The 12,471-nt window shown below is 71.6% G+C and carries 9 protein-coding genes and 1 pseudogene; 6 read left to right on the forward strand and 4 right to left on the reverse strand.

Annotated elements, in window-relative coordinates; all coding sequences use genetic code 11:
* Positions 1 to 30: 30 nt before the first annotated feature.
* From AB4078_RS11860 to AB4078_RS11870, 3 genes are read left to right on the forward strand one after another with little or no spacing between them, the layout of a single operon-like run.
* Positions 31 to 1,548, forward strand: a complete 1,518-nt coding sequence (locus AB4078_RS11860; protein ID WP_441977307.1) for a class I adenylate-forming enzyme family protein — start codon at positions 31 to 33, stop codon at positions 1,546 to 1,548.
* Positions 1,545 to 2,855 carry a beta-ketoacyl-[acyl-carrier-protein] synthase family protein gene (locus AB4078_RS11865; protein ID WP_441977308.1) on the forward strand — a complete coding sequence of 437 codons (1,311 nt, stop codon included), beginning with the start codon at positions 1,545 to 1,547 and terminating at the stop codon, positions 2,853 to 2,855. The genes AB4078_RS11860 and AB4078_RS11865 overlap by 4 nt, the downstream gene beginning before the upstream one ends.
* The gene (locus AB4078_RS11870; protein ID WP_440733436.1) at positions 2,852 to 4,024 is read left to right on the forward strand and encodes an acyl-CoA dehydrogenase family protein; all 1,173 of its coding nucleotides are present in this window, start codon (positions 2,852 to 2,854) and stop codon (positions 4,022 to 4,024) included. The genes AB4078_RS11865 and AB4078_RS11870 overlap by 4 nt, the downstream gene beginning before the upstream one ends.
* Positions 4,025 to 4,098: 74 nt before the next feature.
* On the opposite strand, the pseudogene AB4078_RS11875 reads toward AB4078_RS11870, so the two are convergent.
* Positions 4,099 to 5,595: pseudogene (locus AB4078_RS11875) on the reverse strand (DHA2 family efflux MFS transporter permease subunit); the annotation flags it as partial.
* Positions 5,596 to 5,688: 93 nt separating this feature from the next.
* Between AB4078_RS11875 and AB4078_RS11880 the strand changes: the two are divergent.
* Positions 5,689 to 6,357 (forward strand): winged helix-turn-helix transcriptional regulator, encoded by a 669-nt coding sequence (locus tag AB4078_RS11880; RefSeq protein WP_441977309.1) that lies wholly within the window; start codon positions 5,689 to 5,691, stop codon positions 6,355 to 6,357.
* Between the two features lie 110 nt (positions 6,358 to 6,467).
* Here AB4078_RS11880 and AB4078_RS11885 read toward each other — a convergent pair whose 3' ends face one another.
* The 3 genes from AB4078_RS11885 to AB4078_RS11895 form a co-directional block, all read right to left on the reverse strand.
* The gene (locus AB4078_RS11885; RefSeq protein ID WP_441977310.1) at positions 6,468 to 7,952 is read right to left on the reverse strand and encodes a GMC family oxidoreductase; all 1,485 of its coding nucleotides are present in this window, start codon (positions 7,950 to 7,952) and stop codon (positions 6,468 to 6,470) included.
* Between the two features lie 3 nt (positions 7,953 to 7,955).
* Positions 7,956 to 9,389, reverse strand: coding sequence for an aldehyde dehydrogenase family protein (locus AB4078_RS11890; RefSeq protein ID WP_441977311.1), 1,434 nt, complete (start codon positions 9,387 to 9,389; stop codon positions 7,956 to 7,958).
* Between the two features lie 117 nt (positions 9,390 to 9,506).
* Positions 9,507 to 10,583: a DUF998 domain-containing protein gene (locus AB4078_RS11895; RefSeq protein WP_441977312.1), complete on the reverse strand. Its 1,077-nt coding sequence runs from the start codon at positions 10,581 to 10,583 to the stop codon at positions 9,507 to 9,509.
* Positions 10,584 to 10,789: 206 nt separating this feature from the next.
* Between AB4078_RS11895 and AB4078_RS11900 the strand changes: the two genes are divergently transcribed.
* Positions 10,790 to 11,440: an HAD-IA family hydrolase gene (locus tag AB4078_RS11900; protein WP_441977313.1), complete on the forward strand. Its 651-nt coding sequence runs from the start codon at positions 10,790 to 10,792 to the stop codon at positions 11,438 to 11,440.
* A 231-nt stretch (positions 11,441 to 11,671) separates the two neighbouring features.
* Positions 11,672 to 12,196: a hypothetical protein gene (locus AB4078_RS11905; RefSeq protein ID WP_441977314.1), complete on the forward strand. Its 525-nt coding sequence runs from the start codon at positions 11,672 to 11,674 to the stop codon at positions 12,194 to 12,196.
* The last annotated feature ends 275 nt before the right edge of the window (positions 12,197 to 12,471 follow it).

The raw sequence follows: 12,471 nt of genomic DNA on the forward strand, positions 1-12,471 counted from the left end.
GGCGCGCACGCGTCACGGGAAGGGCGGGGCATGCCGATCACCAGGACCGTGCTCTCCACCGCCGCGCACGATCCCGCTCAGCCGGCCATCGTCGGGCCCGATGGCGCCCTGGACTACGCCGGGCTCGTCGAGGACTCCCGTCGCGTGTTCGCCGTCGTCGACGCCGCACATCGCGCACAGGCTGCTCCCCCGCCACCCGCGCCGGAGACCCGCGGGATCCCGATCACCGCGGTCAGCATCGCCAGCGCCTTCCACGCCGCGCGCATCGTCGCCGGCCTCGCCGGCTATCGCGCGGTGTCCGCCACCATCGACCCGCAGTGGCCGCTCGCGCACCGCGTGCACGTCGTGGTGGCGGCGGGGATCGGGCTCGTCATCGGCGACGACCCCGCGCTCGCACCCGCACTCCGCGCCGCCGGATGGACCGGCACCGTGCTCTCCCTCGCGGAGTTCCGCGCGCGGGAGGCGACGACGGCTTTCGCGGATCCGCCCACGGTGCGCGATGCCGACGAGGCGTTCCTGCTGCTGTTCTCCTCCGGCACCACGAGCGATCCGAAGGCCTTCCTGAAGACGCGACGGCAGTACCGCGAGAACGTCACCGTCTCGAGCGCGCACCTCGAACCACGTCCCGGTGTGCAGACCCTGGCCCCGGGACCGCTGTCGTACAGCCTCACGCTGTACGCGCTCATCGAATGCCTCGCCACCGGCGGCGGCGCACACCTCGCCGATGCCTTCGATGCCGCCCACCTGGCGCAGCGCGTCGCGGCGGAGAGGATCACTCGGATCGTCGCCGTGCCGGCCGTGGTGCAGGTGCTCATCGATGCCGCCCGGCGCGCTCCCGACGCCTTCGCCGGGCTGGACCTCGTCGTCACCGGCGGTGCGAACCTGCCCGCGGCGCTGCGCGGTGGCCTCGCCACGGCACTGCCGCGCGTGCGGCTGATCAGCTACTACGGCGCCGCGGAGATCGGATTCATCGGCGACAGTCGCGGCGGCGACGGCACCCTGCTCGACGTCTACGACGGCATCGGCGCCGAGATCCGCGACGACGAGGGCAGCGTCCTGCCCGACGGCGAGCTCGGCACGCTGTGGATCCGCGCCGCCGCCTGCTCGGACGGCTACCTCGCTGCGACGACCGACGCCGTGCTGCGAGGGCCCGACGGCTGGGCGACCGTGCACGACATGGGCCGCCTGGTGGACGGGCGACTGCAGCTGGCCGGACGAGCCGGCGACATCGTCACGACGGGCGGGCACAAGGTCTCACTGCCCGAGGTGGAGCGCGCGTTCGACGCGATGCCCGGGCTCGGTCCGGTGTGCGCCGTGGCCCTGCCGGATCCGCGACTCGGCAGCGTTGTGGCGCTCGTGGTCGAGGCGGGTTCCCCCGCGCAGATCACCAAGGCCACCCTCCAGGCCTGGGCGCGCGAGCGGCTGGCGCCGCAGTTCGTGCCACGGCGCTGGTACGTCCTCGAGCGGATCCCGCGCACGGCCGGCGGCAAGATCCGGCGCCCGGCGACCACCGCGCTCATCGAGCAGGGCGAAGGGATCCGGCTGTGAGCCCGGCGGCGCGGCGCGTCGTCGTCACCGGGCTCGGCGCGATCACGCCGAGCGGCCTCGACGTCCCCTCCCTCTGGGACGCGGTCGTCGCGGGCCGCAGCGCCATCACCGCCCTCGACGAACCGGACTTCCGAGAACTGGCCGTGCGGATCGGCGGCAGAATCCAGGGCTTCGACGCGACAGGGGTCGTTGATCCGCCGCTGAGCCGCCGCCTCAGCCCCCTGCAGCTCTGGGCGATCGCCGCCGCGGATCAGGCCCTAGCCGACGCCGGCGTCGATCCCGGCGCGCTGCGCGCCGGAGCAGCGCTCCCCTGGGATCCGACCCGCGCCGCCGTCCTCGCCGCGACCGGATCCGGCCCGGTGGACGCGATGCAGGCCGCCACCCGCGCCCTCGACGCCCGTGGTCCCCGCGGCGTGCCGCTGAGCGTCGTCGTGCACGGCGCGCCGGATGCCGCGGCGGCGCTGCTCAGTGAGCGGTACGGCGCCCGCGGCACCGCGCACGGGGTCACGGCGACGTGCGCGTCCAGCGCGATCGCGCTCGGCGACGGGCTGCGTCGCATCCGGCACGGGTACGCCGACGCCGTGCTCGTCGTCGGCATGGAGGACTGCCTGAACCCTGTCAACCTTGCGGCGAACGCGAACCTGCGCGCGCTCGCCAGCGGGTACGAGTCGGATCCGTCCGCGGCCAGCCGTCCGTTCGACCGCGGACGCCGTGGCTTCGTGATGGCCCAGGGCGCCGCGGCTCTGCTGCTCGAGGCCGAGGACGTCGCGCGCGCCCGCGGCGCCGCACCGCTCGCCGTGCTGGCCGGGTTCGGCGAGTCCAGCGACGCGCACCATCCCACGGCCCCGCATCCGCAGGGACTCGGCGCCGCGCAGGCCGTGGCCGCGGCGCTCGCCGACGCCGGGCTGGATCCGCATGCCGCACACGGCATAGACCACGTCAACGCCCACGGCACAGGCACCCCGGCCGGCGACGCGGCCGAGCTCGCGGCGCTCGAGAACGTGTTCGGCGCGCACGCCCGGCAGATCCCGACCACGGCGACGAAGTCGAGCACGGGACACCTGCTCGGCGCGTCCGGAGCCGTCGAGGCCATCCTGGCGATCCAGACGCTGCGCACCGGCCTGATCCCCCCCACGATCAACCTTGACGACCCCGACTTCCCGGAATGGGACATCGTGCGCGGCACGGCCCGAGCGGCCGGACCGATCCGCCGCGTCCTCTCCCCCTCTTTCGGGTTCGGCGGCCACAACGGCGCCATCGTGCTCGAGTCCCCCGACCTCTCCGACCACGCACAGGAGGCACGATGACCGACCGTCTCACCCGCCACGCCGAGCTCGCCGAGCACTATCTGCCGGATGAGCTGCTCGAGCGGTTCCGCGAACGCGCCGCCGTGTACGACCTGGAGAACCGGTTCTTCGACGAGGACCTCGCCGAACTCACCGAGCGCGGGTACCTGCTGCTGTTCGTGCCGGAGGCGCACGACGGCCCCGGCCTGAGCCTCGATGAGGTCTCGCATCTGCAGCAGCGGCTCGCGACCGCGGCTCCCGCGACGGCGCTGGCCGTGAACATGCACCTCATGTGCACCGGCGTCGCGAAAGCCCTCGCCGACCGCGGCGACCACTCGCTCGACGACGTATTCGCCGAGGCGATGGCCGGCGAGATCTTCGCCTTCGGGATCAGCGAGCCCTCGAACGACTGGGTCATGCAGGACTCGAAGACGGCCGCCGTTCCGCAGGCCGACGGCGGCTACCTCCTCAGCGGCGTCAAGATCTTCACGTCTCTCTCCCCCGTCTGGACCCGGCTGATCACGCACGGCCGCGACGACACGGATCCGGAGAACCCGATGCTCGTCTACGGCTTCCTCGAACGCGGCACGGAGGGCATCACCGTGTCGGACCAGTGGGACGTGATGGGGATGCGGGCGTCGCAGAGCCGCGCCACGATCCTGAAGAGCGTGCGCATGGCGCCGGAACGCGTGAACCGCCGCATCGCCGTGGGGCGGGTGCCGGATCTGCTCACGTTCGCGATCACGAGCAACTTCCAGCTGCTCATCGGGTCCGTCTACGCCGGCGTCGCCCGTCGTGCGCTCGACCTGGGCGCAGCAGGTCTGAAGAAGCGACGTTCCGCGAAAGCTGACGCGACCTACGCCGAGGTTCCCGAGTCCCGCACCCGGCTCGCCGATGCGCACCTCGACTATCTCGCCGTGCCGGCGCAGCTCGAGGCGTACTGCCGCGACTTCGACGAACTGCTCGACCACGGCGCACGGTGGCCGCTGCTGCTCGTGAGTGCACGCCTGAACGCCTCGACGGCCGCCCGCCGCGCCGCCGAGGCCGCCCTCATGTGCACCGGCGGATCCGGCTTCGACAACGGCCACGAACTGAGCCGTCTGTACCGCGATGCCACGGCGGGACTGTTCCACCCGCCGAGCGCGGACGCCGCCCGCCCGATGTTCGCCGCGGCGCTGCTGGACGACTGAGCGACTCCCGCCGCCGACGCCCCCTCGCAGCATCGGGGCCCCCTCGCAGGAACGTCACTGCGAGGGTCCTCCTCCGCCGCCGTCGTCGCCGCCTCCTCCGCCGTCGTCGCCACCGCCGCCGGACGGCGCACGCACAGGGCGAGGGCGATGACGACGAGCGAGAGGATCGCGCCCGCGAGGAACGCGAGGTGCGAGCCCGCGGCAGCTGCTGCCGGCGAGGGGAGGTCGGGATCCGCGGATCCGGTCGCGGTCACCCCGGTCGCATAGAGGGCGACGAAGATCGCCGTGCCCGCGGCGCCCGCCACCTGCTGCAGCGTCGCGATCGTCGCGCTGCCGTGCGAGTACAGCTGCGGGGCCAGCGAACCGAGCGATGCGCTGAACGCCGGCGTGAACAGGAAGGCGAGCGACAGCATCAGCACGATGTGCGCCCCCAGCAGCACCACCCAGGAGGAGTGCTCCCCCAGTCCGAACGCGAGGGTCCAGAGCGAGGCCGCGAGACCGATGGATCCCGGGATGACCAGCGGGCGCGGACCGAAGCGGTCGTACAGCCGCCCGACCGTGGGTCCGGCGAGCCCCATCAGCAGGCCGCCGGGGAGCAGGATGGCGCCCACCCAGAGCGGGTCGAGGCCGAGCGTGTAGCGCGCGAACTGCGGCAGCACGATGAAGGCGCCGAACAGCGAAACCATGCCGGCAGTCATCATGGCGACGGCGACGGCGAAGTCCCGCGAGAGGAACGTGCGCAGATCGAGCAGCGCCGAGTCGGTGCGCTGCAGCACGAGCTGACGCCAGACGAAGAGCCCGAGCCCGGCCAGGCCGAGCACGATCGGGATCCAGGGCTGCACCGCCGCCTCGCCGACAGCGGTCGCGCCGATCTGGCTGAGACCGAACACCAGTGCGGAGAACGCCAGGGCGGCGAGGACCACCGACAGCGCATCGAGCGGAACGGCACGCGTCTCCGAGACGTTCGGGATGCGGCGGATCCCGATGGCGAGCATCGTGAGTGCGATGGGGAGCATCACCCAGAAGAGCCCCTGCCACGGCAGCACCTGGATCAGGGCGCCCGAGACGATGGGGCCGACGGCGGGCGCCACGGACATGACGATCGAGACGCGCCCCATGATCCTGCCGCGCTCCTCAGCGGGCACGACCGTCATCACGGTCGTCATCATGAGGGGCATCATGACCGCGGTGCCCATGGCCTGCACGACACGGCCCACCACGAGCATCTCGAAGACCGGGGACAGTGCGGCGATGACCGTGCCGGCGACGAAGCTCGACATCGCGACGGTGAAGACCGTGCGGGTGCGCAACCGCTGCATGAGCCAGCCGGTGGTGGGGATGACGACCGCCACGGTGAGCGCGAAGGCCGTGGTCAGCCACTGCCCGCGGGTCGCATCGATGTGCAGGGACTCCTGGATCCGCGGCAGCGCCACGGCCATCATCGTCTCGTTCAGGAACACGACGAAGACCGCGGCGAGCAGCAGCCTCAGCGCGGTGCGGTTGCGCGCGGCGACTCCGGCGTCCGATTCCGGCGAGGCGTCGATCTCGGCCGGGGCGATGGTGGCGGTCATGTCCTTCTCCTTCTCGCGATGTGCCCGAATCCGGGTTACTGCAAAAAATAAAGCACACTGCAAATATTGAAGTCAAGTGATAATCTCATTCTCATGACGAACCAGCACTACGGTCAGTTCTGCGGCCTCGCCCGCGCGGCGGAGATCGTCGGGCAGCGCTGGACGCTGCTGATCCTGCGCGATCTCAGCGTGGGACCGCGGCGCTATTCGGAACTCGTCGCGGGGCTCCCCGGCATCCCCACGAACACGTTGGCGACGCGGTTGAAGGAGCTCGAGGACGAGGGCATCGTCGCGCGGACCGCTCCCAGCGGCACCGAGCGCTCCGTCGTCTACCGCCTCACCGCGCGCGGGGAGGAGCTCGGGCCGGCACTGGACGCCCTCTCCCGTTGGGGCGCCGGCGGCATGCGGGAGCCTCGCGACGGGGAGATCGTCACGACCTCCTCGATCACCGCCGCACTCCGGGTGGCGACGGGCGACGGCATCGTGCCCGCCGACTGGGACACGACCTACAATGTCCGGGTCGGCGAGGTCGAGGTGCACCTCGTGATGCGGGACGGCACCGTCGTCGCCGACCCCGGGCTGGTAGAGGATCCGGATCTGGAGATCACTGCGGGTCCCGGGATCCGAGACCTTCTCGCAGGCACGCTCAGTCCGCAGGACGCACTCGCGACCGGAGCGGTGCAGATCGACGGCGACCCCGCGCTGTTCGAGCGCTTCGCCAACGCGCTGCACGTGCCGTACAGCCCGTCCCTGGCAATCTGAGCGCATCCACCCCGCACGCATCCGCGCCCCCGCGCAGCACCCACGCCCCCTCGCAGGGACGTCGATCCGTGGGGGCGCCGATGCTCATCGGGGGCACCGACGATCCAGTGTTACTCGGCGTCCTCGAGCACGAACCGTGCGCCGCGCTCCCCGATGACGGCAGCGGGGGCGTTGGTGTTGCCCGTGGTGATGGTGGGCATCACCGAGGCGTCGATCACCCGGAGCCCCGCGATCCCGTTCACGCGCAGGCGCGGATCCACGACCGCGTCCGGATCCGACCCCATCCGGCAGGTGCCGACCTGGTGGTGATAGGTGATCGCGGTGCGGCGCACCCAGTCCTCGACGTCGGCATCCGAGACCTCCGGCCCCGGATAGGCCTCGATCGCGCCCCACTCCCCGGCAAGCGCCGGGCGGGCGCCGATCCGGCGCGCCTGGCGCACGGACGCGGCGAGCGCGGCCACGTCGCGGTCGTCTTCCAGGGCCGCGAGGTCGATGAGGAGCGGATCCTCGGTGCCGGGTCCGGAGAGGCGCAGTGCGCCGCGGCTGTGCGGCGTCACGAGCCCTGCCAGAAGCGAGAAGCCGTCGCCGGGACCGTGCGCGCCGGGGCGCGGCTCGAGCTCGCCCCACATCGGCACGGAGAAGTGGATGGGCTGGGTGTCGGGTTCTGCGAGCTCCTCGCGCGAGCGCCAGAACAGGTGCGTCTGCGTCACCGAGACTCCCGGCTCGGGGGGTCCCACCGGCCGCGCGGTCGTGAAGATCACCGGGGACAGCAGGTGGTCGTGCAGGTTCGCGCCGACCGCCGGGACGTCGCGGAGCACCTCGATGCCGAGCGCCTCGAGGTCCGCGCGCGGACCGATGCCGCTGCGCAGCAGGATCGCGGGACTGCCCAGCGCACCGGCGGCGAGGATGACCTCCTCGGCACGAAGGTCGGATCCGTCGCTCAGCCGCACACCCACGGCCACGCCGTCCTCGACGATCACGGTCGCGACCTCGGCGTCGGTGACGACGCGCAGGTTGGGGGCGTCCTCGGCCGGGCGCACGTACGCCATCCACGTGTTGACGCGCCGACCGTCCCGCATCGTGACCTGCTCCTGCGAGACGCCGTCGAGGGTGCCCCTGTTGTAGTCGAGGTTGCGCTCCAGCCCCTCCTGCACGGCGGCGTCGATGATCGACTGCTGGATCGGCACGAGCGGGTAGTCGTCCGTCACGGGAAGCAGGTCGTTCTCGATCGCCTCGTAGACGGGCAGCACGTCCGCCCAGCTCCAGCCGGTCGCCCCGGCACGCTCCCAGCCGTCGAAGTCGGCGGCCGCGCAGCGCACCCAGATCATGGCGTTCAGGGCGTGGGATCCGCCGGTGACCTTGCCCCGCGGCAGGTGCAGCCGTCGCCCGGCCGCGTGCTCCTGAGGGACGGTGGAGTAGTCCCAGTCCTCGGCGGCGTGCCAGAGCTCGCCGGCGCGCGACGGGTCGTGGATCGCGGGGTTGGTGTCGTAGCCGCCGGCCTCGATGAGCGTCACGTCGTACCCGGCGTCCACAAGACGCCGGGTGACGATGCTGCCCGAGGTGCCGGCTCCGACGACGATCGCGGAGCGGGCCATGGCCTAGGCCTTCCGGCCGGGGCCGGAGACGACCTGCGGAACGGCCACCGACTTGAGCCCGGCGACACCGAACTCGAGGCCGTAGCCGGAGCTCTTCACCCCGCCGAACGGCACCATCGGGTGCAGCCCGCCGTGCGAGTTGATCCACACCGTGCCGGACTGCATCCGGGTCGCGGCTTCGCGGGCCGCCTCAGGGTCGCTCGACCACACCGAGGCGCCGAGGCCCACATCGACCGCGTTGGCGAGCGCGAACGCCTCGTCGACGTCGGAGTAGCGGATGATCGGCAGCGCCGGCCCGAACTGCTCCTCCTGCACGAGCGCCGCGTCGTTGTCGATGTCGGCCACGATCGTCGGCCGGTAGAACAGCTCCCCGAGCTCGGGGGCCGCCTCGCCGCCCGTCACGATGCGGGCGCCGCGCGCCTTGGCGTCCTCGACGAGACGCGAGACGATGTCGAACTGCTGCTTGTTCTGCAGCGGGCCGAGCACGTTGTTCTCGTCCAGCCCGTTGCCGATCGGCACGGACGCGGCGATACCGGCGAGCGCGTCGACCACCTGGTCGTACAGCGAATCGTGCACGTAGAGGCGCTTCATCGCCGCGCAGGTCTGGCCGGTGTTGATGAACGCGCCCCAGAACAGGTCCTGGGCGATCGCGGCCGGATCCGTGCCGGGCAGCACGATGCCGGCGTCGTTGCCGCCGAGCTCGAGCGTGAGGCGGGCGAGATTGCCGGCGGAGCTCTCGATGATCTTCCGGCCGGTGGCCGTGGATCCGGTGAACATGATCTTGTCGATGTCGGGGTGCGACGCGATCCCCGCGCCGACCTCGCGGTCGCCGGAGATGCCGATCAGCACGTCGGCCGGCAGCACCTCGTTCATGACCGACAGCAGAGCCAGCACGCTCAGCGGCGTGTACTCGCTGGGCTTGGCGACCACGGTGTTCCCCATCCGCAGCGACGGGCCGATCTGCCAGATGGTGATCATCAACGGCCAGTTCCACGGCCCGATCGCACCCACGACGCCGGCGGGCTTGTAGACCAGCTCGGCGTGCAGATTCTCGTCGTCGACGAGCACTTCGGGCTCCAGCACCGTCGTCGCGTTGGTGCGCAGCCACGCCGTGCACGCCCCCACTTCGAACCGGGCGTTCGGGCCGTTCAGCGGCTTGCCCTGCTCACGGGAGAGCAGCTGCGCGAGCGCCTCCGCGTTCGCGTCGAGCGCATCCGCCGCCGCGAGCAGCAGCTCGCTCCGCTTCGCGTGACCGAGCGCCTCCCACGCAGGCTGCGCGGCCTTGGCACGCGCGATGGCGTCGTCCAGGTCGGCGACGGTCTGCACGGGAGCGCGGCCGATGATCTCACGCGTGGCGGCATCGGGGATGTCGCGGCCGGCCCCCTCGGGCGCCTGAATGCGGTCGAGCAGCGCGGACACAGCGGACGTGTCGGTCATCGGTCTCTCCTTCGAGTGTGCGGACGACGGTCGATGTTCCCATTGTCGACGGGGTGGCTCGCCGCGACTTGTCATGCAGTGCACGGCGCTCGTCCAGCCGCGAAGGATCCGCCCCGGTCAGCGTCGGGCCGCGGCCTCCGCGCGGACGACGCGCTCGGCGTCCCATGGGCCATGGTCGGCCCCCGCGGTGCGCAGGAACACGATGATCCAGCTGAAGATCAGCACGGCGGCGACGAGCTCGACCGCGGTGAGGTTGTAGTAGCCGGTCGCGAAGAACACTCCGAGCAGCGCGATCACCAGCACGAACACCCAGCCCAGCACCACGAACACTCGCGAGATCCGTCGCAGCAGCCAGGGAAGCGCGATCACGACCGCGGCGAAGCAGACCGCCATGCCCGTCGCGACCGTGTTGTGCAGGAGGAAGAAGCGATCCACAGGGAAGATCCCCACACAGGCGAGGAAGAGCCCGATCAGGATCAGGGCGACCCGCACGATCGTGCGCCCGCGCTCATCCCTCGGCTCCGGCACGGGCAGCGCCGCCGTGGCATAGCGGGCGATCGTGGTGACCATCACGCCCGCCACGATGAGGGTGCTGTTGAACGCGGGCGAGGAGGCGTTGCTCGACATGCCCAGAGCGGAGAGGTTGTCACGCCACCAGTGCGGATCCGTCGCCTCGAGCATGGCGGTGAGAGCGCCGATCACAAGGAAGATCGCGAGGATCAGCGAGATCGAGGTGGGGCTGAGCGCAGCCGCGCTGAGGTAGCAGACATAGGCGGTGAGGGCGAGCGCGACCGCGACGAGAATGGCACCGGGGAAGGGGAAGACCGGGGCGTCGCGGAAGCTCGCCTCGAGCAGCGCGGCGAGTCCGAACAACGCGAGCAGCGCGACCGCACCATGTGCGAGGGATATCGCGACGAGATCGTACCAGCGCAGCTTCTGCCCGGGGATCGCGAAGCCGTCGTTCGCGGCGCTCGGATCCTGCTTCTCGGGCGCTTCGACCGCTTCCATGCGCAGCCCGATGCGGCCGGCGGTGAAGCTCAGTACAGCCACGGCAGCGCCGCCGATCGCAGCGACCGCGCCGACGGACCAGGGGCCGGTGATCGACAGGGTGCGGTTCCAGAAGATCGCGAACGCCACGAGGAACCCCAGCACGAAGGCGATCGCCCCTGTCAGCAGCGCGTCGGTCTCGCGCATCTGGCGCAGCGTCGCCAAAGCGCGCGCGTCGCGTATCCAGGTGATCAGTCGGTCCCACTCGGCTCGCATCGCGCCGCCCTCCCTTGTCACGTCCACCCTATGGCCGAGCTGCCCCGTGCTCGCGGCCCGACGGACCCGTGCTCGCGGTCGGTCGCAGGCAGGCGCTCGCGAGCCGGTGGCGCGAAACCCGCCACTACCCTGGGAGCATGACCCAGACCTTCCACGCCCGCGCCGCCCTGCTCGACATGGACGGCACACTCGTCGACTCGACGGCGGTCGTGGAGCGGCTGTGGCTGGCCTGGGCGGAGCCGCACGGACTCGACCCCGACTTCGTGCTCAGCGTGGTGCACGGACGCCAGGGGCACCAGAGCATGGCGATCATGCTGCCGGACCGTCCGCACGAGGCGAACCTCGCCGAGAACCAGGAGATGCTCGAGCGCGAGAGCGGCGACGTGGACGGAGTCATCGAGGTGCCGGGCGCCGCCGCATTCCTGAACGCCCTCGCACCCTTCCCGCACGCGATCGTCACCTCGGCCGACGACCGGCTCATGCGCGCCCGCATGGGTGCCGCCGAGCTCGACGTGCCGGCTGGCCTGGTCACCGCCGAGCACGTGAGTGCGTCGAAGCCGGATCCGGAGGGCTTCCTGCTCGGCGCGGCCCGGCTCGGGGTGGATCCCGCGGACTGCATCGTCTTCGAGGATTCCGAGGCCGGAATCCAGGCCGCTCAGGCGGCGGGGATGCGCGTGATCGGCGTCGGCGCGGGATCCGCGGTGCACGCCCCGGACGCGGTCGTCGCCGACCTGACGCACGTGACGGTGTCCGCGGACGGCGACGGGTTCGTGCTCACGGTGGATTGAGACGATGAAACGCACCCGCATCGTGCTCCAGGCCGACTGGTATCAGTTGGTCTGGGGCGGGCTGACCGGCTTCGCCCCCGGATCCGGATCCGTGCGGGCTGCTGTTCTCGATCGGATCCGAACTTCTGCCCATGGAAGCCGGCAGGTACGTCGGGCTCACGACCGGCGTGTATTCAGGCCCTGTCATCGTCGACGTCGAGGTGCTGGTGGCACCGCCATCTGACGAGATCGATGACGCGGCCAGTGACGCCGATGAACCCGTGGGAACGTTGCACAGAGGTCGTCGCCGGGCGCGTCCCCGGCACGACGGTCGCGCTGCGCAGCATGATGGAGCCGGCCACCGCGAACACCGTCGACCTGGTCGCTCGCGACTCCCCGTCGGTCGGCATTCGCATCCGCGCCCGAGGCCTCTCGACTGCCTACGATCAGGCTGTCTCCGAGCCGACCGAGCACTACCTCGTGCAGCTGTGGCCGTCGTGGGTCGAGCTGGAGACGCCGCCTCCCGCGCTGAGTCGGGCGGTCGCGTCGGAGGCGCCGATCCTGGTCCGCCCCGGCGGGATCCACGTCGTCGACTCGGACCGAAACGTGCCCGCCCGCACGAGTGCCAACGGAGGCGACGGCGTCGAGACGGCGATCTCGATCGGCGCGTCGCCCGCGGATCCGGGCATCGCCGCCGCCGGCCTCTCCGACGCCGAGCTCCAGGCGGCGCGCGAAGCGAACTTGCGCGCCGTGGGCCGTCCATCCTCGCCCGACTGACGTGGGAAGGGATTCAGCGGGGCGCGACCGCAACAGCCGCACGGGCGTCGGCCGGGTGCCCGGGTGCGGCCCGGAGGGGTGAGAAACCACTTTCAGCATGAGACATCACGACAGTCGTGAAGTCTCATGCTGGATCTGGTTTCTCACGACGCGATCGCAGGATCCCGATCACCGGATCCGGCCGCGGGCGACCGCAGCGAGCCCCGGCGCGCCGCGGCTAACCCAGCACCGCGGCCGCAGCGGCGCGCGCCTCGACGGCGGTCGCGGATCCGCGC

The sequence above is a fragment of the Microbacterium sp. 2MCAF23 genome (genome assembly GCF_052115565.1).
In the GTDB taxonomy this organism is placed as follows: Bacteria; Actinomycetota; Actinomycetes; order Actinomycetales; family Microbacteriaceae; genus Microbacterium.